Here is a 22,963-nt window from a genome sequence, read left to right as displayed (position 1 = left end):
GAAATCTGGTTTGATTTTCTTCAATAATTAAAACTCACAATACACTAAAACATGATCATAGAAAGCCTCCAATCTCTTTATAATAGGGATCTGAATAAATTAAAAGCGGAAATCGAAGCGTATCAGCAGGAAGCTGTGATCTGGAAAACGGATCAAAACATCTCTAATTCTGCGGGAAACCTATGTCTCCATCTCATTGGAAACCTCAATCATTTTATAGGTGCACACCTTGGTAACACTGGCTACATCAGAAACCGGGATATTGAATTTTCATTAAAAGACATTCCCAAAACAGAGCTTACTGAAAAAGTTGAGGCAACATTAACCATGATCAATACTGTTCTCAGCCAATTAACTCCGGAAGATCTTGAAAAAGAATACCCTCTTGTTGTTTTTGAAGATAAAATGACTACAGGATATTTTCTGATCCACCTGATTACCCATCTGGATTATCATCTGGGACAGATTAATTATCACAGAAGATTACTTGATAGATAAAATATGAAAAAAGCGTTTACTCCTGTCATTAATACCTCCAGCTTTGAAGAAGTAATTTTGAAGAAACAAGGAAACGAAGGAAACAATACCCTAGTCATCAACACCATTGATGAAAAAATTAAGAATTCGGATATTTATACCAGCTTCATTGCTCTTTGTCGGGAATTCAACATTGAAGTTGAAAGTTTTATACAGGATGATTTCTGCCATGTTGTTCTTTCAACAAACGGCTGGGGATCTCTTTCTATGGAATATGAAGACCCACTTACAGATATCAGTACAGATCTGGCTACTGCTCTCTACAAAGAACTGTTTACACAGATACTAAATCAGGATTTTGTACAAAAAAGCCTACCAAAGAAATAAATTTTATTGCTCAAACATCATCTTCGTGATAAAATCTTTTTCTCCCTTTCCTCTCGCAGGAGAATATTCTCTGCCATAGAAAATAATCTGAAGATGCAGCTTATTCCATACTTCTTCCGGGAATAGTTTCTTGGCATCTTTTTCCGTTTCCACCACATTCTTTCCTGAGGTAAGCTTCCATTGGGTCATAAGACGATGAATGTGTGTATCTACCGGGAAAGCGGGAAAACCAAATCCCTGGCTCATGACAACAGATGCAGTTTTATGTCCTACGCCCGGAAGCGCTTCTAATTCTTCATAAGTCTGCGGAACGATACCGTTATGCCTTTCCAGTAAAAGTTCTGCCATTCTCTTCAGGTTTTTGGCTTTTGTATTGGATAATCCTATTTCTTTGATCAGTTCCTTAATTTCGAATTCTTCCAGTCTGGCCATTCTTTGCGGTGTTCCGGCTACGGCGAAAAGATCAGGAGTAACCTGGTTAACTTTTTTATCTGTTGTCTGGGCAGAAAGAGCCACGGCAACCATTAATGTATACGGATCTGTATGATCCAGCGGAATAGGTGTTGTAGGATATAATTTTTCTAATTCCTGCTGAACGAGTTCTGCTCTTTGCTTTTTTGTCATGTAACCCTTAAATTTGAACAAAAATAAATCATTATGTTGAAAGTTGGAGACAAATTACCTGAATTTGAAGGGGTAAATCAGGATGAAAAAACAATATCCTCAGCAAAATTAATCGGAAAAAAGCTGGTTGTTTTCTTTTATCCGCAGGCTAATACTCCGACCTGTACCGTGGAAGCCTGTAACCTGAGTGATAATTATACCAAGCTTAAAAAAGCAGGATTTCAATTGTTGGGAGTAAGTGGAGACACTGTAAAAAAACAGAAAAATTTTCACAGCAAGTTTGCTTTTCCATATGACCTCATTGCAGATGAAAGCCATGACATTATTGAAAAATTTGGCGTTTGGCAGGAGAAAAAAACATTTGGAAAAACCTATATGGGAATTGTAAGAACCACTTTTATTTTTGATGAAAATGGAATTTGCACAAGGGTTATTGAAAAGGTGACTTCAAAAACAGCTGCTGAGCAAATTTTAGAATAACACTCTTTCAATTTACAGTAAAAAATTAACAAACAGAACTTTAGAATAATAATTTTTCCATTTAAAATTTCTTCGGATTTATAAAAATCATTCTTTTTTTATCAAAATTTGATTAGATTTATTTCATTATACATAACTATTGTATTTTTAATAAAAACGATTTAAACCTATGAAAAAATTATTATTCTCTAGCCTTATGCTTATAGGGCTTTATGCTAATGCACAGATTAATGTGACTGCCAGCGCAGGAACACCCACTGCAACTTACCCAACGCTTAAAGATGCATTTGATGCTATAAACACGGGAACACACCAGGGAAGTATTAACTTAAGTGTAACGGCTAACACTACAGAAACCACAACGGCTGTTCTGAATGCTGTTACCACCTATTCTTCTCTTACTATCAAACCAACCTCTGCTGCTACGATCAGCGGAGCTGTTGCTTCAAATCCGCTTATCCGTATTTTAGGGTCCAATGTTACCATTGACGGCTCTTCTACTGCAGGAGGAACAACCAGAGATCTTACTTTCAGCAACACTTCAACAACAAGTCCTACAGTGCTTATTATTGGCTCTGCCTCTGCTGCTTCGCCACTAACTAATGTTGTTGTTAAAAATTCGGTTTTATTAAATACAGGTAACTCTTCCACCAATTTTTTCATTGCAGGCGGAGCATCAACAGCAGCCGGATATTTTAATAATATTACCGTTCAAAATAACGATATCAAAAACGGATACAATGGTGTATTCATTAGTGCAGATGCAACAACAGCCGGCAACGGGAACAATCTGTTGGTTACAGGTAATACCATTAACACTAATATTTCCCAAATTGGAATTCAGGTATCCGGGATTGGAGGAACTTCTACAATCAGCAACAACACAATTGCTCTCGTCCGCCCAAGTGCGGGAACCTCTGCTACCCCAGGAGCTTCTATAGGAATTAACATTTCTACAGGAACTAACAATGCTTCAGTATTTGGAAATACCATAAGTGCTAAAAACACCTCAACCTCGACCACAGGTGTTAATTATGCTACAGGAATTGCAATCACCCCCGGAGCCACCAATACTGCCACTGTTGTCCGTAATAATACAATTACTGAAATCAGCGGGATTCTGGCTTATGTAAACAGTGCCGGAGTATACCTTGGAGGAGCGACACCTAATGTCACTATTTACTCTAATAAAATATCCGGTCTTAAAAATACAGGGACAGCAGGAAATCCTATGCAGGGAATTCTTCTGGGGTCTTCATCCACAGCAGCCAATGCCCTGGTATATAACAATGTAATTTCAGACGTCCAGGCAACAGGAGCCGGGCAGGTTTCAGGAATTTATGCGTTTTCCGGAGCCGGATATAAAGTATACAACAACACTGTTAATCTTAATACTTCTAATTCCGAAACAGGAACCTCAAGCGCATTGTACGTTTTAGGAGGTGCTACCAATGTTTCAGCGGCTAATGCCCTGGATGTAAGAAATAATATTTTTGCCAATAATAAAACCAGCGGATCCAGATTTGCTATCTATTCTACGGCAGCCAATACGGTTTTTGGAAATATTAATTATAATGATTATTATACCACCGGAACTGCGCTGGGGTTCATAGGTTCTAACAGAACCACTCTTACAGATATTCAAACCGGATTTGGAGGCAACGTTAATTCACTGAATGTATCGCCCGTTTTTGTAAGCGCTACAGATCTTCATCTGAATTCCAGTTCTAATTCAGGATTAAACAATACCGGCACTTCCCTTCCTGAAGTAACAACCGATTTCGATGGAACTGCAAGGGGAGCCTCTCCTGATATGGGAGCCTACGAGTTTACTTTTGTTCCTCTTGCGGTATCAGAAGTAAATACAGATCAGGTAAAAGTATCAGTTTATCCGAATCCTTTTGTTGATGTTCTGAAAATTTCAGATGTGAAAGGAATTAAATCTATTCAGATTAATGATATTTCCGGAAGAAGTTTAAAAAATCTGGCTCCGGCTTCCGAGCTTGACGTAAGAGACCTAAAAACAGGATTATACATCATATCATTCCAATATGAAAACGGATCTGTAAAAGCATTTAAAATAATAAAAAAATAACGATTAATAATAACTGCGGCGGCCTTTGGCCGCCGCAGTTATTAAATCTTATTCCGTTTCGTAATACATGAGCTCCTCATCATCCTCAGGAAGAGTTACATATCCTTTGAGCTGAAGTCCTAGTTTTTCAATCAGTTTCTGGGAAGAAAAATTATCTTTCGAAGTAATTGCAGAAATTTTCTTCAATCCGAAATCATCCATTCCTATAGATTTTACTTTTGCTGCAGCTTCATAGGCATAGCCTTTCCCTTCAAATTCTTCCAATAGCGAAAATCCTATATCTACAACATCCAGTCCTTCTCTTTCGAAGATTCCTACCCCTCCTATTTTATTTCCTTCTTTGGTCATCATCAGATAATTTCCATAGCCCAATCTTTCGAACTGGGGAAGAAATCTATTCGTAATATAATTCTCTGCATCAGCCAGGGTCTTAATATGGCGGTCTCCGATATATTGAATAAACTTAGGCCTGTTATAAAGTTCAAAGATGAAATCACGGTCTTCTACACCCATCGGGCGAAGAATCAGCCGTTCCGTTTCGTAGGTATTATTTGTTTTTGGTTGTTTTTTTAGAGTCATCTTTCGGTTCTTCTTTTTTCTGGATTTTCAAAAGCCTTGGGTTATTCGGACATCTTTTATTGTAAAGTTCAATATAAGTTCCGTTATCTTTTATACTGGAAATAACACCTGTGGACTTATTAACAGTCAGGGTGTAATGGGTCTTTTGGTAAGGACATTCTTTGGACGTCAGCTTTCCAAGATCAAGATAATAATTTGAAGAATCTTCATAGTAATTTCCGGCAATATCTGTGAATTCTTCGTCTACCATATAGTCTCCTGCAGTAAGCAAAATAGCTGCTTCTTCGGCATTATCAATTTTTCCCACAAATTTTCGAAGCCCTTCCAGGTCTGTTATATAATTCATTTTTCCTCCCGTAGAATAGGCAATATAATAAAAGCTGGTTTCGCTTGGGAATAGATTAAATCCCGAAAATTGCGGCGTATATTCTATCTTCCCTCCGGATTTTTTTATTTCCTGGTTTTTTCCATAGCTGTTGTAAACCAACACCCATGAATCCACCTTATCATTCGGAGTAACATGCTGTAAAATATTGGAAATACTTGAAAATTTTATTTTTTTTTCCTGGGCGTATCCAAGAATTCCCAAAAACAAAAAAATAAAAGCGATGATTCGTGTTGTAGTTTTTATCATAATCTCAAAATCAACAGAAAGTATACCAACTTATCTATTTTACATGAACTTATCTCCTTTCTTGAAGCTTTTTAAATCAAGAACATAGTCTTTGATCAGCTGATCATTATCTCTGGGACAAATCAGCAGCGCCTTATCCGTATCTACCACTATATAATTTTCAAGCCCGTCAATGATGACCGCTTTATTATTATTTTTCAGACGGATGATATTTCCTTTTGAATTATAAGCCAGTAAATGTTTTAGCTTTACAGCATTTCCATCCTTATCTTTCTCTGTATTTTCGTACACGGAAGTCCAGGTTCCCAGATCACTCCATCCCAGATCAGAAGGGATAACATATACATTCTTAGCCTTTTCTAATATTCCGTTATCGATAGAGATCTTCTGAACTTTCGGGTAAATGATCTCAATACAGTTATTTTCCTTCTCAGAATTATATTCACAGGCCATAAAATGCTGCATCATTTCAGGAAGATACATTTCAAAAGCATGATGAATGCTTTTTACATTCCAGATGAATATTCCGGCATTCCACAGAAAATCTCCGCTTTCCAGGAAACTTTGGGCAATTTCCAGAATGGGTTTTTCGGTAAACGTTTTTACTTTAAAATATTCCGATCCTTTCTTTTCTACAAACTGAATATATCCGTACCCGGTATCAGGTCTTGTAGGAGTAATTCCTAATGTTACAAGATAATCATTCTTTGCTGCCAGGTCGAAAGCCAGCTCAACTTTTTCTAAAAATATATCTTCCTTCAGAATCAGATGATCTGCCGGCAGTACAATCATGGTAGCATCGGGGTTTATTTCAGCAATCTTATTGGCCATGTACAGATTACATGCCGCTGTATTTTTCATCAGAGGTTCTCCCACAATATTTTCTTCAGGAATTTCCGGAAGCTGCTGATGAGAAAGCGCCACGTATTCTTTATTCGTAATCACGAATATATGTTCTTTAGGGATGAGCCTGCTGATTCTGTCGTACGTCTGCTGAATCATAGTGCGTCCTGTCCCTAAAATATCCTGAAACTGTTTTGGAAATTTCTGTGTACTCATTGGCCAGAATCGGCTTCCGATTCCTCCCGCCATAATAACACAGTATCTATCTGATTTTAACATTCTTGCCTACATTTTTCAACCCTAGCCAAAGGCTTGAAAGAATACTTCCTTCCAGTAGCCAGATTCTTACAAAGATAGTTTTTTTTAATCAGACCTTCTAATAAATACTTTTCGTTGCGGTACATAAAAAAATCGCCCTTTTGAAGCTCTTCGATGAAATAAAGCCTATCATCCTGTTTTTCAGTATGAAAATATCTTACAAGATCAGGACTCGCCATAAAATTGGCTTTTGGAGATTTTGAAAATTTTACAATAATTGGTTTCAATTCTTCATCATATACCTCAAGGCTTTCCAGAAGCATATTTCTGAACACTTCTTTCCACTCGCTTCCATGAGGAGAGATTCTTCTTCCGTATTTTTCAAAGGCAATCAAATGAGCCAGTTCATGAGTAAGCACGAAGAAAAAAAGCGGTGGTGTAAGCGTAGAGTTTACGGTTATTTCATGGGAGTTGTCCGGCAATTTTCTGTAATCGCCTAATTTGGAATTCCTGTTGCGTGTTACTTTTATATGAATATAATAATCTGCAAACCAGATTTTTAAGTATTTAAGTGTATTTTGGGGTAAGTATTTTTCTAACGATTGGATTGGCATTTTATAAACTTAATGGAATTCCCGCATAGAAACTCAACATTTTAAGGCTGAAAAGATAGTTGTATTTTGCCTGTGCAACTGATCCCTGTGCGTTTGCATAATTATTTCTGGCAACATTTACGTCGTAAATAGTTGTTCTTCCTGCAGCATAGCTTTTATCGGCAAATTCTAAAGCCAGCTTTGTGCTCTTCTCTGCTTCCACAGCAGATAAATAAGTTTCATAATTGGCATCAGCATCAAACTGGGCCTTCTGAACATTCTGCCTTACTGTCTGTTTCTGCTGATCCAGTGTATTTTTAGCAATGCTTTCATTGATCCTGGACTGCTCTACCTGTAATTTTGTTATTCCTTTATTAAAAATAGGAACATTCAGTGATAATCCAACATTTTGTCCGAACTGATCACTGTATTGCTTGAAAAATCCAGGTTGAACAACACCTTCCTGACCTTTTGATATTTGATAATTATAGAAAGTGCTAAGTCCGGCACTGGCTGTCAGTGTAGGCCAGAAAGCCGTTTTACTAACTTCTGTCTGAGCCTCGGCAGATCTTATCCTACTTTCTGCGGCTTTAATCTGTGGCTGTATTTCATAAGCCGTAGTAAGAACCTCATCTGCTGTTATCAGCTGTGAATCCAACGTTTCAGGAACATTTACGTTTTCCACATCAAAATCTTTATAGTCAGGTAGCTGCAAAAGCTGGGCAATAGCAAATAATGCTCTTCCGACATCAATTTCAGCTTTCTTAACGTTCTGTTTTTCTCTGGCCAATGCAGCTTCGGCTTCTGCTAAAACAGTTTGGGCAGTGGTTCCGACTTCGGTGGTTATTTTGGCTCTGTCATATTGCTTTTGAGCATTTTCTAATGCGCTTTGAGAAATCTTAACAATCTCCCTGTTCAAAAGAGCTGTCAGATATTGTTGAGCAATCTGAAGAGATATATCATTTTTAATCGTCTCAATATCATATTGGCTGGCCTCTACATCAAACTGGGCTTTTCTGACGCTTTTTTCCAGTCTTCCGTTATTATAGACCAATATATCCGCCCCAATTCCCACACTGTTATTGAATCTGTCGTTTCTGAAACTTCCGGCACCTAACGATGCCTGCCCGAAACTTACTCCGTTCGACATATTAGCTGATAAAGTAGGCAGATATCCATTTTTTGCGATTTTAAGGCTGGCATCCTGTGATTGTTTGTTATACTGATTTTGGATAACCTGAAGATTATGCTCTACAGCATAGTCTACACATTCTTTTAAGGACCATTTCTTCTGAGCACTCAGCCCCAGACAGCTTAATCCAAAAACGATAATCCAAACTTTTTTCATATTAAGAATTTTCCATATTAGACGTACCAAATATAAAAAAGTTACAGTTTAAAAAAATTATTGTTTCATGTTATTAAAACTTTTGAGAATTTTGCATCATGACATATGAACAATACCAGGAAGCGGTAGACTGGCTTTTTGTACAGGCTCCCAATTATCAGATTGACGGCCAAAAGGCATACAAGCCCGGTCTGGACAATATCAGCAGGCTCTGTGCCTTCTTCGGAAACCCTCAGGATAAAATACAATGCATCCACATTGGAGGAACCAACGGAAAAGGATCTTCAAGCAACATGCTCGCCTCTGTGCTTCAGGAAGCCGGATATAAGGTGGGATTATACAATTCTCCTCATCTTATTGACTTCACAGAACGCATTAAAGTGAACGGAACCAACTGTGATAAAGAATTTGTTTATGAATTTATCCAAAAGCTTAAAAAGCTCCCGGAAGATATCCGTCCCTCATTTTTTGAGTTTACCACCATCATGGCTTTTGAATATTTTTATCAGAAACAGGTAGATTTTGCCATTATTGAAGTAGGATTGGGAGGAAGACTGGACTCTACGAACATTATAAAACCATTGGTTTCTGCCATTACCAACGTTCAGCTGGATCATCAGGATATTCTCGGAAACACTATCGAAAAAATTGCAGCAGAAAAGGCTGGTATTATCAAAAGCAGTATTCCTGTAATTTCTGGTGACGAAAATGAAACAGTAAAGAATATACTTCAAAATAAAGCCATTGAGGAAAAAGCTCCATTTATTGATGCTACCCCTATACAAACTGATCTCAAATCTGATCTTCAGGGAAACTATCAGCAAAAAAACATCCGTGTTGTACTTGCTCTCGTCTCAGAATTGAAGAAACTAAACATCCCTATTTCCGATGAAAGTATTGAATGGGGTCTGTTAAATGTTCATAGAAATACAGGATTTATTGGCCGATGGTATGAGTTTTCCAAAAATCCGCTTACTATTTGCGATACGGGACACAATCAGGCTGGATTAGAGTATGTTTTTTCTCAGCTCAATACTATTAACAAGCATAAGCATGTCATTTTGGGGTTTGTAAATGATAAAAAAATAGATGAAGTGATGACTCTTCTTCCGGAAAATTCTGAGTTTTATTTTGCCAAACCGTCCATCAACAGGGGAAGACATCCCAAAGATTATGAAAATCTGCTTCAGGAGGCGAAAATTTTTTATAAAATTTTTGATTCTGTACAGGACGCGTATCTCGCTGCAAAAGAACGATGTACAAAGGAAGAAATGATTTTTATCGGCGGAAGCAACTTTGTTGTTGGAGAATTTTTAGAAAAAAATTTGCAATTATCCGAATAAGTCGTATATTTGCACCACTCTAATCGAGGAAACAAAGATAAGAGGGTTCTTAGCTCAGTTGGTTCAGAGCATCTGGTTTACACCCAGAGGGTCGGGGGTTCGAATCCCTCAGGACCCACAGAAAAGGAAACGAAACCTTTCAAAAAAATTCGGGTTCTTAGCTCAGTTGGTTCAGAGCATCTGGTTTACACCCAGAGGGTCGGGGGTTCGAATCCCTCAGGACCCACAAAAATCTCTCTTTTACAAGGGAGATTTTTTTTGTTTTTCTAATACGTGAGAATTTTTGAGTTAGTTTTTTAACCCACATCATTAATTTGAAATGGGTTATCTATTTTAAAATCATAATAAAACTGAAAATATACTTTATCTTTAACCAATCTGTATTGAAAATCACCAAAATCCCATATTCTTCCACACCAATGATTATTTTCATCAATCTCAGATTCATTAAAGTACCCTCTATCATTACTGTCTGTTCCTAAATAATCTACTATAATTTTAACCATTTCTTCAACCTCCTTGTAAAACACCACTAGACAATTAGTTAGTAATTCTTTACTAAACATAAAACTAAACAAATCTTTATCTTCATCAGAATTAAATAGATTTATTCTATTAAAGTAACCAAAATAGTTAAAAGTGGAGAAATGAACTTGGTTCACATCATCAGGATTATTCTTATCTGAAATATCATAAAAGTTACCTGTTTTTACAACTTGATTAAACTTCTTCCAACTAGTCATAAAATCAGACTTTTCAAGATTTTCATTATAGATTACACAACAAAATATAACACGTCAAGTTTTGGCGTGAGTGAATATTAGCTTTGCTTTTAGAAACATCAAATAAAATATTAATTACTAAAACACAGCTTATGGAAGAATTTGATGACGAATTTGGTGATTTATCTCAATTCAAAATACTCTCTTTTGAAGAAGTAAATCAAGGATTTACAGGAAACAATGCTTTTGCAAATACAATTATCAACAAAGATGATTCTCCTGATTACAGAAGCCCATTTCATGACTACAGAAATACTCCTTTAGGGTATTCTTATCTTACAGATAATCCTGTATCTGTATTTCCTTCAACTGGTGTAAACGAAAATGGAAAGAAAGGATATGAATACAGAGCAGAAGTGCTGCCTTGTGAGAATGGTTCTCAAGTATTAGGAAGCTATAATGCTAACAAAAGAGAGCCTCAAAGTCTTTTCCTCTTTTATGAGAAGCCTGATTCTAAGAAATCCAACTTTGCAGGAGGCTTTTATATTGCTAAGATGGGAGATTATTTTGTAACTCTATTTAAGAGATTTCCTGAACCATTACCTTCTTCTATTGGTGGAAAATTTTTCAAGGATATTACCTCTATGGAAGATGAGGCTGCATACTTAGCACAGTTAGCATATACTTATGAGGGAGACAGGATTAATGCCACTCTTGTTCGTGATGCATTGATGAGAGAATATCAATACTACACTGGGGAGAGGAGATTTGAAGAAATCATAGGTAATATTACCTCCATCCCTGCTGATGCTTTTGGGTGGTGTGCAGAACAATTAGAAAGTTTAAAGCCTACAGAGAAAAACTACAATCCAGAAGCTAAGAACTATTCCCCTCTTGTACCTATTATAATTGGTGGAGCTGTAACTCCTATACCTATCAATATGAATAAGGCATCAGAATTCTTTGAAAATCTTGGAAATAATCCTTTTGTTCAGGGAGCAGAAGTTGCTTTTACTCAGGTTTGGGAGCTAGTGAAACAGGCAGCGAGTAAGGTTAAAGATGCTTCTATAGAACATCTTCCTGATGCTTTTAAAGGACTTGTAGAGAAGATTAGTAGTGTCATTAATACTATTAAAAACTTCCTTTCTGAGGTTAAGGATGAATTGGTAGAACTAGCCAAGATAAGTGTAGAAGTTTTGAAACTTGCTAATGCTTTTTACTGTGGTATCAACAGTGGTCTTGTTGGTCTTTTACAGTGTATTTTATATATCCTACAGGCTCTTTTCCAACCAACAATGGCTTTATCTTATGAACAGTATAAAGAGAGAAGAGATTTACTAGAGAAGGCAGAAGATGTATTAGATTGGATTCTTGCAAATGCTCCTGTATTTTTTAAAGGTGTAAAAGACCTGTTCAGTTCAAGTGGAGGAATCTCCAAGTCTGATTTTGAAAGGATGTTTAGCATGCTAAAAAAATATTGGGACAATACCTCTCGTTATACAGTTGCATATTATTCAGGAGTTATCGCTTTTGAGTTCATCATTAATATTTTACTTCTGATTTTCACCGAAGGTGCGGGTAACATCATAAAAGGAACTACTTACGTACAAAAAGCAGCAAGTTTGTTAAAAGTAATTACAAGGGAAGCAATGTCTGCTGTAACATTAGGAATTACAGATTTATTAACATTTCTTGCGCGATTTGTTGTTAGCTTTGGAAAAGCATGTGCAAAAGGATTCAAATCTTTTATAAAATGGATGGAGGAACTATTTTCTGGATTGAAAAAAGGTAAGAGCCTTGATGAAATTTTTGAAAATAGTCATATTGAAGGAATTGGTCGGTATGGAGGTAAAATTTTATCTGAGGTGGAAATAGAAGATTGGGCTAAAATTTTAAAAAAGAAATTCGGAACTAAGCTTGAAAGAGTTGAAAGCTTTGATAATCCTACTGTGTTAGCTGCTTTTGATCCTAATACTAATACTGTAAAATATGTTGATGATGTAACTGAATATTTTATAATCCATGAATCTTTTCATGCAGAAGAAATGTATAAAATTGGATTTAAAGTATATACTAAAAACGCACATGTCAGCAAAACGCCTTGGACTATTGAAAATAGAATACACGAATATATGAGAGAAAAATATGTTTATGAAAGATTGGTACAGTATTCAAAAAAACATAAATTCACTCCAGAAGAGTTAAGCACACCTCCTTTGGGGCATGCTTTCCAGTATTATGACACATTAAAGTTCAAATTACAAATTTTATTAAAAGAAAATAACATACCTTTTCCAAATTAAAAAATATTAAAAATGAAAGAACAAGCACTTATAGAAAAAGTTGAAAACTACCTTTTAGATTCTAGTACAGAATTCGTTAAAAATAGCATTGAATATGTGGGGATTAGAGAAAATCATGTAATTTCTAATGAAAAACCTAAAGATTATTATTTTCTAAGCTATGACGCAGTCGCTGACAAAAACAATCAATATAGTACAAAATCATATTTTGTACTGATAGATAAAATATCTAAGAAGATTTCTTATATATTAGGACCACAATCATTGGAAAAAATTGAAGATAACGAGTAAAAAGTATTTCGATACTGAGAGTATGTCTGTAAATTAAGTAAATGATTAGGCATATTCGTGAAATATAGAGAAGTAAAGATTTTCTAAGCATAAAAAGATAAAGAGCCGGGCAATTTTTAAGAAAACTGCTTGGCTTTTATTTTCTGAGTATTGATTTTTCAAAATTGAGATGCCATTCCCTAGAGTATGAACATAATTCTCACGATACTAATTTTTATATGTATCAGGGTGTTTTCAGGGTGTAAATAATTCTTTGCAGCCTGTCCTAGTGCTTAGGGGTTTTTCAAGTTTATTGAGGAACTATTACAGGGAGCTAAGAATGGAGCTAAAGCTGAGGACTTAGCCATGACAGCAGAAGAAATTGAAGAAGTTGTATTGAGAGGTAGGAAAGTTCAAAGCATTTACAATATTCTTGCTAGCACCAGAATTGGCTTTAAGAAACTGGGTATTGAAATTTTGTCTAAAGCGGATGGTTATCTTTTCAAGTGGAAAGAAAAACCTATATTCAAAGGAGATTTTAAAGAGGTAAATGCTTTCTGGAATAAGATTCTGAAACCTAGAATAGGAACAGGTACAGGAGGAATTTTAAAATATCTTGAAGTTCTTTCCAGAAGCATGATTGCTCAGGAGCATAGTATGTCTTGCGCTGCTGCATGTATCAGACAATTAGCTAAAGATCATGGAATAGAAATGACAGAAGCAGCAATAAGAAAACTAGCAGGTACTACGGAAGAATTTGGAACAATAGATTTAGGAATGGTTTTAGCTTTAGAGGATGTTTTCAAAGGTAAGAATATTGAAGCTCTTTCTTATTTTAAAAATACAGAGGAAGTAATGCCTGATATTTTAAAAAACATTTCTAAAGAAGGAAGCTGGCTAGCATCTATTCATCCATTAAATGGTCAAAAGCACGCTGTTATTGTAGATAAAATTATTGATAGTAAAGTTTACATTAGAGATCCATGGCCTATTGAAGGAATAGGTAAAGGAAATGGTGTAGAAGTTATTGTAAATCTAGATGATTTTGTCTATTCTTGGGTAAAAGCAGGGGCAAATAAATATAAAGTGAAATAAATTAATTATGGACTATAAAGAGATTTCAGAAAAACTAGAAGAATTAGGTTATGCCACTCAGTATCATAATCTTATTAATTCATTAACAGTTGGCATTCCAGAAAATGGAAATTTTAAGCTGGATTCAATATTTAGAATAGAGAAAAATGGTGATAAAATGAATGTTAATTATTTCACTGGGCAAATTCCTGTTGAGAAAGAATTTAAAGCCATTGAAGAGCTTCTTAAGTTTGTGAGACAAGTTTTTCCTATAGAAGAAAGCTAACCTTAATATTTCTAAACAGAACCATTCTTTGCTGTAATTCAAGAATGGTTTTTCTTTTTCATACCTTATACATTTCCTCATTCAACACCTAAACTTATTCCTAACTCTCTGGAAAAAACTTTATAAAAAATAAATTTCAGAGAGTTTATTCTTACGTGATTGCCCCAAGAGAACACCCCACCTATGTTTGAATGGGGAAATACCCCTTATCTTTAATCCCCCAAAACGGATCCAAGTCTCTTCAGTTTTGAAGAGATTTTCTATCCCTTCATCTTCTTAAAAAGCAACCCAAGCTTATAAACATCAAGATATCTGAGACTGACATTTCCTTTTAAAAGAATTTTCTTTACCATCTTCAATCCTTTATTTCCTAAAAAGATTCTGATAAAAAAAGCAAACGGGGTTTTATAAAGCTGATAATACAATCTGACCAGTTTAACCTCTGCCAATTTGGACCTTAGACTGTCATCCTTGAGCATTTTAGCCAGGCTTTCTACAGATTCATCTACTTTTCCAAGATATACACTATTGCTTTCCAGATCATTATTGAGTATGGCATTATCAATATGGCTGATCTTTACTTTTTCGGATTTTAATTCCATGGCAAAAAGAAGATCTTCATACCCGTATTTTTGAAAATCAGGATTGAAATTCACTTTTTTAAAGATCTCTCTTTTAATGACAAAATTATTCGTCTGAAAGCTTAAATAAGGTTTATTCCGGCGCAGATCAACCGGCAGGTTCTCTCTTTCTACCGCAAACTTCCATCTTAGATAGTGTTCAGGGTCTGAGGCGGTTTTTGGAGCATTTCTTCCACCATAGATAACAACAGTATCCGGATTCCCGTGTATAAAGCTTATATAATTCTTTAAGAAGTTTTTATCTGTAATCTTGCCATCGCAGTCCAGAAACAATAGATACTCTCCTGCTGTATATTGATAAAAAAGATTCCGGATCCTGGATCTTCCTATATTTTCTTCAAGGAAAATAAAATTTTCCACCTCATTTTGAAGATTTTGATTAATTTCCCGGTAATGAATATCAGAAGCATCGTCAATCAGGATAATTTCGGCATCAATGTCATTTATTCTGATCTCATTATTCAAATCAGAAACAAGTTGGTGAACATCAAAATTATATACAGGAATACATACTGAAAGCATCATTACAGCTGGATTTTTTCAACAATCTTCTGAACATCAAGTTCTTCAAGACATGCCCAGTCTCCGCGGTAACATTCTTTATCACCAAAAACAGAACAAGGCCTGCAGGTAAGATCTTTAACCTGCACCACATCTTCTTCACGCTGCCCAAAGCCCAGAAATCCTGCATAAGGATGTGTTGCACCCCATACAGAAACACATCGGGTTCCCATTAAGCTGGCCAAATGCATGTTAGCAGAATCCATAGAAATCATCAGCTCCAGTTCTGAAATCTTATTCAGTTCTTCTTTAAGGCTTAATTTTCCTGAAAGGCTTTTAGTATTTGGAATTTCCCTTTCCCACTTTTCAAGGGTTTCTGTTTCTCTTTTCCCTCCGCCAAAAAAGTATATGGTGTGTTTTTGAGCCAATATTTTTGCCAGTTCATATGATTTTTCCAAAGGAAGCATTTTTCCTTTATGTTGGGCAAAAGGAGCAAAACCTATTCCCGATTTCGGACCTGGCGCTGGCCTCAGCTGATTGGAAAGCTGTACAGTAAAGCCCATATTACGGAAAACATCGGCATAACGCTCAACTGTCCTTTTCAATTGTACTTTATTCAGATTCCAGACATCGGTAAGCTCTTCTTTTTCTTCTTTTCCCTTATCTATTTTAAAAACTTTGAGCCCTCGCCTTCTGTAAATCCTGTCAAGGATCTTCGTTCTGATGACATCGTGAAGGTTAGCGATGAAATCAGGATTGAATTCTTTGATTAACTCATGGGCAAGCTTTCTTAAACCCAAAAGACCTTTATAATCATCCAGATTAATTCCTTTGAAAGTCACATTTGGAATTCCTGTAAATAAGCTTTCAAAATTCTTTCTGGAAACCATAATGATCTCCACATCGGGGTTCTGTTCCAGAAATTCTCTGAAAACAGGAGCTGTCATGGCAACATCGCCAAAAGCCGAAAAACGATATGCTAAAATTCTGGTCACGACTAAGACTTTAGCTGATACGCTACTGCATAAAATTTGATCTGTTTCGTCATGGCCATCAGCCCATTCGCTCTGGAAGGTGAAAGAAACTCCTGCAATCCGATCTCAGAAATAAATTCAAAATCAGAATCCAGAATTTCCTGTGTAGAATGACCACTGTAAATGCTTACCAAAAGAGAAACAATACCTTTTGGCAGAATTCCGTCAGAATCTGCATTGAAAAAAAGCTTTCCATCTTTGAATTCAGCATCAATCCATACCTTACTTTGGCATCCTTTAATCAGATTTTCTTCAGTTTTTTTGTCTTCCGGTAGCCCCTTCAATTCTTTTCCAAGATCTATGATATACTCATATTTTTGCTCCCAATCTTCAAGAAACTCAAATTCTCCGATAATTTCCTGCTGTTTTTCTCTAATGGTCATTTTTCACAAATTTCTTAATGCAAAGATACTAAATTTAGAAATTTTAAGTTTTTCTTAAGCTTTTATTTGAAATATTATGCTGATTAAAATCTGCAGACTCCCTAAGACCGGGATGCTTTTTCAAATACCTGCAGCAGTTTTACTTCCTCATTTTCCCAGCACAGAGCATCTGAAGCCTTTTCAAGCTCTTTCTGATAAGATATCCGTCCTTTATTTAAAACAATCTTTATTGCTGTGGCAATATTTTCAGGCTGGTGATCCTTAATAATCTCACCTACATCAAACAGGTTTCTAATATTTTTCATTTCAGGAAAACTGGTCAAAATTACAGGAACCCGGCTTTGAATATAATCCATCACCTTATTAGGCAGTGAATACAGATAGCTGTCTCCCCCATTCTCTTCAATACTCATTCCTACATCTGCCGTTATAGTAATCTTTCTCAAATCATCCGGGTTCAGCTTTCCTAAAAACTGAACTTTATTCTGAAGCTTTTCCCTGATGACAAGCTGTTCATATTCTTTTTTCTGAGGTCCGTCACCCGCAATCTTTAAAACAACTCCTTCCAGATGATGCATGGCCAGAATGGCTTTATCAATTCCGCGAAAAGGGTTGATTACTCCCTGATACAAAAATATTTTAGGAGAGTTTTCCGGGATTTTTTCTGTGAAGTCTATTTTTCTCGGAGCATTCTGGATGACAACAGGGTTTACTCCGTATCTATTTTGAAACCACCTGGCATAGCTTTCGCTTGCCGTTATCATCATATCAAGCTTCGGAATGATGCTTTTCTCCAGGTACCTCCATAATTTTTGTGACATTTTGCCCTGAATGGCAGGCATTTCTGAAAAAATTTCATGACTGTCAAATATCAGGGGAATATTCAGCTTTTTAGAAAGAAGATAATTCGGCAGCAATGCATCCACATCGTTGGCATGAAGAATCGTATTGTGATCTGCTTTCTTTTTTAATTCACGGTACAATTTCCAGTTGAATTCAAAATAAGCCGTTTTTAAGCTGCTGGAAACTAAATGTATTCTGGAAAACGGGTAAGGACGTTCCATTTTTTCAGCCCCGTTCCAGTCATTTCCTATCAGTTCGAGCTGATATCCGTTCTCATATAAAGTTCTGCAAACCTTTTCTATACGCTGGTCTGTATATAAATTACTGAATGCAGAAGTGATTATTTTTTTCTTCATTATTTTTTATTTCCGATCATCAGATGGTAGATCTGTATAAAGCAGATCAATCCGTTCGGAATAATAACCGGCCAAAGCCATCCGTTATAGATACCATAAATAACAAAGCAGATACAGCCGATCATATTGACCACCCTAATTTTTCTTACATCTTTCAGAATGAAACTCAGTACGATAAAAACTGAAGCAGAATAACCGATATAGGTTGTGATATTGGAATCCATGGGGAAATTTTAAGGATCACAAACTTAATCATTTTCAATAAGATAATAAAATTTTTTCTGCCATAAAGTCATTAATTGTTTTTTGGTAAAATATTTGTAATTTAGATAATGAATAAATGGCACCGCAGCCTTTATTCTAATGAGATATATTATGGATTATAAGTTTTCACAAGGTTTGAGCCAGGTGTTCAAACAAAGCAAGAGCGAAGCTAAAAGGCTGAAAAGTGAATTTCTTAATACAGAACACCTACTTTTAGGTATTATAAAGACGGAAAACTCTGCAAAAGAAATCCTTCAAAACCTTAATGCGGATTTAACACAAATCAGAAGAAAAATTGAAACTCTAAATACAGCAAGTTTAAATCCTATTTCTGAGGAGGTTACCAATATTTCTTTCACTAAGATGGCAGATCATGCCATTAAACGTGCAGAGCTGGAATGCAGACAATATAAAAGCAATGAAATTAATACCGTTCATCTGCTCTTAGGCATTCTTTATAAATATGAGGACCCTACCTCCAACATTTTAGGAGCTTACGACATTGATTATGAAGGAGTTTCAAGAGAATATCAGACGATGCTTAAAAATTCCGGGCAAGCACCACAAATGAGTGCTTATGACGATGATGATGAAAGAGAGGAATTTGAGCAGATGAGAAAGCCTACAGGAAACTTAGGTTCAGCTAAAAGTAAAACGCCTACACTGGATAACTTTGGCCGTGACTTAACTTCTTTGGCAAGAGACGGAAAATTAGACCCTGTAATCGGACGTGAAAAGGAAATTGAGCGTGTTTCTCAAATCTTATCCCGTAGAAAGAAAAACAATCCGCTTCTTATCGGGGAGCCGGGAGTTGGTAAATCTGCAATTGCAGAAGGGTTGGCTTTAAGAATTCAACAGAAAAAAGTATCAAGAGTTCTTTACGGAAAACGTGTGATTACTTTAGACCTGGCCAGTTTGGTGGCAGGAACAAAATATCGTGGTCAGTTTGAAGAAAGAATGAAGGCTATCATGACGGAACTGGAAAAGAACCGTGATGTGATCCTGTTTATTGATGAGCTTCACACCATTGTAGGAGCAGGAAGTTCCACAGGAAGTTTAGATGCTTCGAATATGTTCAAACCTGCTTTGGCAAGGGGTGAAATTCAATGCATCGGAGCGACTACTCTGGATGAATACCGTCAGTATATAGAGAAAGATGGTGCTTTGGAAAGAAGATTCCAGAAAGTAATGGTGGAGCCTACTTCTATTGATGAAACGATTCAGATCCTGAACCAGATTAAAGATAAGTATGAAGAGCATCACAATGTAATTTATACTCCTGAAGCCATTGCAGCGTGTGTTAATCTTACGTCAAGATATATTACGGACCGTTTCTTACCGGACAAAGCGATTGACGCAATGGATGAAGCCGGTTCCAGAGTATATATTAAAAATATGAAAGTTCCGACTGAAATCATTGATTTTGAGAAAAAGATCGAAGATATCAAAGAACTGAAGCAAAAAGCAGTAAAAGCTCAGGATTATCTTGAAGCAAGAAAACTGAAAGATGAAGAAGAACGTCTTCAGATGGAACTGAATGCTGCCCAGGATAAGTGGGACAAAGATGTAAAAGAGAAAAAAGAAACCGTAACAGAAGAAAATGTAGCGGAAGTGGTTTCTATGATGAGTGGAGTTCCCGTAACGAAAGTGGGCAAAAATGAGCTTGATAAACTCGCTCAGATGGATGAAAAGCTTAACGGAAAAGTGATCGGACAGGAAGATGCTGTGAAGAAAGTGGTTAAGGCCATTCAAAGAAACAGAGCTGGTCTGAAAGATCCTAACCGCCCTATCGGAACATTTATTTTCCTTGGTACAACCGGGGTTGGTAAAACCGAGCTGGCTAAAGTAATGGCAAGAGAATTATTCGAATCTGATGAATCTCTGATCCGAATTGACATGAGTGAATACATGGAAAAATTCGCGGTTTCAAGATTAGTAGGAGCGCCTCCGGGATACGTAGGATATGAAGAAGGAGGTCAGCTAACAGAAGCTGTAAGAAGAAAACCTTATGCTGTGGTTCTTTTGGATGAGATTGAGAAAGCTCACCCTGATGTATTCAATATTCTTTTACAGATTCTGGATGAAGGCCACGTGACTGACAGCTTAGGAAGAAAGATTGATTTCAGAAACACCATCATTATCCTTACTTCCAATATCGGAACAAGAGATCTTAAAGATTTCGGAGATGGTGTAGGATTTGGTACTTCGGCTAAAAAGACTACTTCAGATTCAAGAGCGAGAAGCACAATTGAAAATGCCCTTAAAAAAGCATTTGCTCCGGAATTCCTGAACAGAATTGATGATATTGTGATCTTCAACTCTCTTGTACAGGATGATATCAAGAAAATTATTGATATTGAGCTGAACAAGCTTTACGGAAGACTGGAAAAACTAGGTTACAAAGTAGAACTTACTGATGAAGCTAAAGATTTCATCTCTGAAAAAGGATGGGATAAAGATTTTGGTGCAAGACCACTGAAACGTGCCATCCAGAAATACATTGAAGACCTATTGGCTGAAATGCTTGTCAACAAACAGCTTAATGAAGGAGAAACAGTAATTCTTGATCTGAATGAAGCGAAAGACGGATTGACCGGAAAGGCCTCAAAGCCTAAAAAAACGGCTGAAAAATCTTCTCAATCTTAAAAGTAGATAATTTAATCATAATGAAAAGCATCGGATTTTTCCGATGCTTTTTTGTTTTATTTTTTCGCTTAAATACCAATTCATGAATATTATTCGTTTTTGTTTTCCTATTTTTGTGAATAACTAACTAAAAACCACGAAATATCAAATAAATTATGAAATCAAAACATCTGTTTCTCATATTATTCCCTTCTCTTTTATACTCACAAAACTTTCCTTATCAAAGGGATTGGGCTACTTATTTTGGGGGGTTCAATACTGAAATTTCATCTATTTATGAAGACCCTGGCACTCATTCTATTACAGCAGATGGGATTTCGGGCCATGATGCAAATAATCCTGTGCAGCCTACCCTTTATTACAACCAGTTTGTTACTCCCGGAGGTCATCTTTTTACTCCTTCAGCAACACCGCCTTATACCAATGAATTTTACGCAAAGCTCTCTTCATCCGGAAATATGCTTCTTTCAGAATATCCCTTCACTGGAAAATATGTCCGCTTCAGAGACCAATCAGGAAATATCTATTATATTGAGAGAGCAGAATCAAACTCACCACCACTGCCTTCCGGAGTCTGGCTTCCCGAATCGGTAACAGATGGTGATACCATTCTTTCAAAATATGATGAAAACAACCAGCTTTTGTGGAAAACCTATATCCCCGGCGGAAGCTCATATACTCTGACAGACGATGAACAGGGAAATATATATATTACTGGTACAACGATCTGGCAGAACCTTGGAGATCCCGGAACATTTCAGCCTGCCTTCACCATTGTACCTGATATAAACGGCACATCACTAGCCAATTCTTATCTCGTAAAGCTTAATCCCCAAGGACAGAAAATATGGGCAACTTACACGCCTTCCAAAATCATTTACTGCCTCAATGCTTATGGCAATGATCTTTATATTGCAGGAAGCGATGATCTTGATGAAACGAGTTCTGTTCTTGCAACTCCAGGAGCTTTTCAATCAGAAAAATCAAAGCAGTTTTTTTCTAAAATTGACGGAAATACCGGAAAAAGGATCTGGGGGACTTATTATGGAATTCCTCAGACAGCATCCGGTCAGATTATTGGTATAAAAGCAACTTCTACCGGTATTTATATGGCAGGTATTACCGTAAATCTCAGCACCTATTATGCTACTTCGGGAGCTTATAAACAGCAGTCTACAGGCTGGCTTGATCTTTTCCTGACTAAATTCGATTCAAACGGAAAACGGGCATGGAGCACTTACCTGGGAGGAGACGACCTTGATTTTGTATCTTCCTACAACTTTCTTGATGTAAAAGATGACAAAATACTCATCGCAGGAACTTCGCAGGGAAGTCAGAACATAGCATCACCCGGAACTTTTGTTCCTACCAAGCCTAATCCGACAAGAGATGATGCTTTCTTTTCTATGTTTACCACTTCAGGATCACATCTTTTCACTTCTTATTATGGAGGATTTAATAATATGGAAAATGACGGATATCAATATCTTACAGATATTGGCTGTAAATTCTCAAAAAACACAAATGCATTCTACCTTTTTGGTAACACCGAAAACCCAAATGGATTCAGTTCAGCTAACGGACACCAGCAAAATATTATTTATCCGCCTACTGAAACCCGCGGAAAAGCAGGTTTTCTGGCTAAGTTCAGCTCAACGGTCCTTTCTACTGCTGAAGCCAACTCATCGAAGGATCTGATTCTTTACAACAACCCCAATAACGGAAATTTCAGTTTAAAAGGATCTGTTTTAGAAAAAGAATCCTATCTGATCAACATTTCCGATATGTCCGGAAGACTTGTCTATTCTGCCGCAACTTCAAAAAACAGGGAAGAACATTTCAGGCTTGCCGGTAAACTGGACAACGGCAGCTATCTCTTATCTGTCAGTAAAACAGATAAAACCCCCGTAAAAACCTTTAAACTGATCATTAAGAAATAGCAACAGGCACCGGAAAAACTCCCGGTGTTTTTTTGTTCT

At 36.5% G+C, this 22,963-nt stretch carries 23 protein-coding genes and 2 tRNA genes; 13 read left to right on the top strand and 12 right to left on the bottom strand.

Annotated features, from left to right (window positions below; genetic code table 11):
* Positions 1 to 51 precede the first annotated feature (51 nt).
* Both FW768_RS15555 and FW768_RS15550 read left to right on the top strand, forming a co-directional pair.
* Positions 52 to 498, top strand: coding sequence for a DinB family protein (locus tag FW768_RS15555; protein ID WP_185151986.1), 447 nt, complete (start codon positions 52 to 54; stop codon positions 496 to 498).
* 3 nt (positions 499 to 501) lie between these two features.
* A complete protein-coding gene (locus tag FW768_RS15550) occupies positions 502 to 864 on the top strand; it encodes a hypothetical protein (RefSeq protein WP_153396939.1) in 363 nt (120 codons plus the stop codon).
* A 3-nt stretch (positions 865 to 867) separates the two neighbouring features.
* Here FW768_RS15550 and nth read toward each other — a convergent pair whose 3' ends face one another.
* The gene (gene nth / locus FW768_RS15545) at positions 868 to 1,488 is read right to left on the bottom strand and encodes an endonuclease III (RefSeq protein ID WP_153396937.1); all 621 of its coding nucleotides are present in this window, start codon (positions 1,486 to 1,488) and stop codon (positions 868 to 870) included.
* A 33-nt stretch (positions 1,489 to 1,521) separates the two neighbouring features.
* Between nth and bcp the strand changes: the two genes are divergently transcribed.
* Both bcp and FW768_RS23715 read left to right on the top strand, forming a co-directional pair.
* A complete protein-coding gene (gene bcp / locus FW768_RS15540; protein ID WP_153396935.1) occupies positions 1,522 to 1,968 on the top strand; it encodes a thioredoxin-dependent thiol peroxidase in 447 nt (148 codons plus the stop codon).
* A gap of 169 nt (positions 1,969 to 2,137) precedes the next feature.
* Complete coding sequence (locus FW768_RS23715) at positions 2,138 to 4,063, top strand: T9SS type A sorting domain-containing protein (protein ID WP_231128703.1); 1,926 nt, start codon at positions 2,138 to 2,140, stop codon at positions 4,061 to 4,063.
* Positions 4,064 to 4,111: 48 nt separating this feature from the next.
* Here FW768_RS23715 and FW768_RS15530 read toward each other — a convergent pair whose 3' ends face one another.
* From FW768_RS15530 to FW768_RS15510, 5 genes are read right to left on the bottom strand one after another with little or no spacing between them, the layout of a single operon-like run.
* Positions 4,112 to 4,642: a GNAT family N-acetyltransferase gene (locus tag FW768_RS15530; RefSeq protein WP_153396933.1), complete on the bottom strand. Its 531-nt coding sequence runs from the start codon at positions 4,640 to 4,642 to the stop codon at positions 4,112 to 4,114.
* Positions 4,611 to 5,276 (bottom strand): hypothetical protein, encoded by a 666-nt coding sequence (locus FW768_RS15525; RefSeq protein ID WP_153396931.1) that lies wholly within the window; start codon positions 5,274 to 5,276, stop codon positions 4,611 to 4,613. The genes FW768_RS15530 and FW768_RS15525 overlap by 32 nt, the downstream gene beginning before the upstream one ends.
* Positions 5,277 to 5,315: 39 nt before the next feature.
* Entirely contained in the window at positions 5,316 to 6,398 is a 1,083-nt protein-coding gene (locus FW768_RS15520) for a mannose-1-phosphate guanylyltransferase (protein ID WP_231128702.1), read from the bottom strand.
* Complete coding sequence (locus tag FW768_RS15515) at positions 6,392 to 6,991, bottom strand: SprT-like domain-containing protein (protein WP_153396929.1); 600 nt, start codon at positions 6,989 to 6,991, stop codon at positions 6,392 to 6,394. Before FW768_RS15515 ends, FW768_RS15520 begins: the two co-directional genes overlap by 7 nt.
* A 1-nt stretch (position 6,992) precedes the next feature.
* Entirely contained in the window at positions 6,993 to 8,318 is a 1,326-nt protein-coding gene (locus FW768_RS15510) for a TolC family protein (RefSeq protein WP_153396927.1), read from the bottom strand.
* 98 nt (positions 8,319 to 8,416) lie between these two features.
* On the opposite strand from FW768_RS15510, the gene FW768_RS15505 reads away from it, so the two are divergent.
* The 3 genes from FW768_RS15505 to FW768_RS15495 all read left to right on the top strand — a co-directional run bounded on the left by FW768_RS15505 (position 8,417) and on the right by FW768_RS15495 (position 9,887).
* Positions 8,417 to 9,661, top strand: coding sequence for a bifunctional folylpolyglutamate synthase/dihydrofolate synthase (locus FW768_RS15505; protein WP_153396925.1), 1,245 nt, complete (start codon positions 8,417 to 8,419; stop codon positions 9,659 to 9,661).
* 43 nt (positions 9,662 to 9,704) lie between these two features.
* Positions 9,705 to 9,779: transfer RNA gene (locus tag FW768_RS15500), tRNA-Val, on the top strand.
* Between the two features lie 33 nt (positions 9,780 to 9,812).
* Positions 9,813 to 9,887 (top strand) — tRNA-Val (locus FW768_RS15495).
* Positions 9,888 to 9,957: 70 nt separating this feature from the next.
* On the opposite strand, the gene FW768_RS15490 is transcribed toward FW768_RS15495, so the two are convergent.
* The gene (locus FW768_RS15490; RefSeq protein WP_153396923.1) at positions 9,958 to 10,404 is read right to left on the bottom strand and encodes a hypothetical protein; all 447 of its coding nucleotides are present in this window, start codon (positions 10,402 to 10,404) and stop codon (positions 9,958 to 9,960) included.
* Between the two features lie 131 nt (positions 10,405 to 10,535).
* Between FW768_RS15490 and FW768_RS15485 the strand changes: the two genes are divergently transcribed.
* From FW768_RS15485 to FW768_RS15470, 4 genes are all read left to right on the top strand, one after another.
* On the top strand, positions 10,536 to 12,686 hold the full coding sequence (locus tag FW768_RS15485) for a hypothetical protein (protein WP_153396921.1): 2,151 nt from the start codon (positions 10,536 to 10,538) through the stop codon (positions 12,684 to 12,686).
* A gap of 12 nt (positions 12,687 to 12,698) precedes the next feature.
* Positions 12,699 to 12,977: a hypothetical protein gene (locus FW768_RS15480; RefSeq protein WP_153396919.1), complete on the top strand. Its 279-nt coding sequence runs from the start codon at positions 12,699 to 12,701 to the stop codon at positions 12,975 to 12,977.
* Positions 12,978 to 13,322: 345 nt separating this feature from the next.
* On the top strand, positions 13,323 to 14,051 hold the full coding sequence (locus FW768_RS15475; protein WP_153396917.1) for a cysteine peptidase family C39 domain-containing protein: 729 nt from the start codon (positions 13,323 to 13,325) through the stop codon (positions 14,049 to 14,051).
* A 7-nt stretch (positions 14,052 to 14,058) separates the two neighbouring features.
* Positions 14,059 to 14,316: a hypothetical protein gene (locus tag FW768_RS15470; protein WP_153396915.1), complete on the top strand. Its 258-nt coding sequence runs from the start codon at positions 14,059 to 14,061 to the stop codon at positions 14,314 to 14,316.
* A gap of 260 nt (positions 14,317 to 14,576) precedes the next feature.
* On the opposite strand, the gene FW768_RS15465 is transcribed toward FW768_RS15470, so the two are convergent.
* From FW768_RS15465 to FW768_RS15445, 5 genes are all read right to left on the bottom strand, one after another.
* Positions 14,577 to 15,482 (bottom strand): glycosyltransferase family 2 protein, encoded by a 906-nt coding sequence (locus tag FW768_RS15465; RefSeq protein WP_153396913.1) that lies wholly within the window; start codon positions 15,480 to 15,482, stop codon positions 14,577 to 14,579.
* Positions 15,482 to 16,453 (bottom strand): glycosyltransferase family 9 protein, encoded by a 972-nt coding sequence (locus FW768_RS15460; protein ID WP_231128701.1) that lies wholly within the window; start codon positions 16,451 to 16,453, stop codon positions 15,482 to 15,484. Before FW768_RS15460 ends, FW768_RS15465 begins: the two co-directional genes overlap by 1 nt.
* 2 nt (positions 16,454 to 16,455) lie before the next feature.
* Positions 16,456 to 16,875 (bottom strand): SufE family protein, encoded by a 420-nt coding sequence (locus FW768_RS15455; RefSeq protein WP_153396911.1) that lies wholly within the window; start codon positions 16,873 to 16,875, stop codon positions 16,456 to 16,458.
* A gap of 101 nt (positions 16,876 to 16,976) precedes the next feature.
* A complete protein-coding gene (locus FW768_RS15450) occupies positions 16,977 to 18,074 on the bottom strand; it encodes a glycosyltransferase (protein WP_153396909.1) in 1,098 nt (365 codons plus the stop codon).
* The gene (locus tag FW768_RS15445) at positions 18,074 to 18,298 is read right to left on the bottom strand and encodes a hypothetical protein (RefSeq protein ID WP_062700699.1); all 225 of its coding nucleotides are present in this window, start codon (positions 18,296 to 18,298) and stop codon (positions 18,074 to 18,076) included. Before FW768_RS15445 ends, FW768_RS15450 begins: the two co-directional genes overlap by 1 nt.
* A 151-nt stretch (positions 18,299 to 18,449) precedes the next feature.
* Between FW768_RS15445 and FW768_RS15440 the strand changes: the two genes are divergently transcribed.
* Together FW768_RS15440 and FW768_RS15435 are read left to right on the top strand one after the other, a co-directional pair.
* On the top strand, positions 18,450 to 20,984 hold the full coding sequence (locus tag FW768_RS15440) for an ATP-dependent Clp protease ATP-binding subunit (protein ID WP_153396907.1): 2,535 nt from the start codon (positions 18,450 to 18,452) through the stop codon (positions 20,982 to 20,984).
* Positions 20,985 to 21,139: 155 nt separating this feature from the next.
* On the top strand, positions 21,140 to 22,924 hold the full coding sequence (locus tag FW768_RS15435; RefSeq protein WP_153396905.1) for a T9SS type A sorting domain-containing protein: 1,785 nt from the start codon (positions 21,140 to 21,142) through the stop codon (positions 22,922 to 22,924).
* Positions 22,925 to 22,963: the final 39 nt, after the last annotated feature.

This window comes from Chryseobacterium vaccae, assembly GCF_009602705.1.
In the GTDB taxonomy this organism is placed as follows: domain Bacteria; phylum Bacteroidota; class Bacteroidia; order Flavobacteriales; family Weeksellaceae; genus Chryseobacterium; species Chryseobacterium vaccae.
This window is presented reverse-complemented; position numbering and strand designations above follow the sequence as displayed.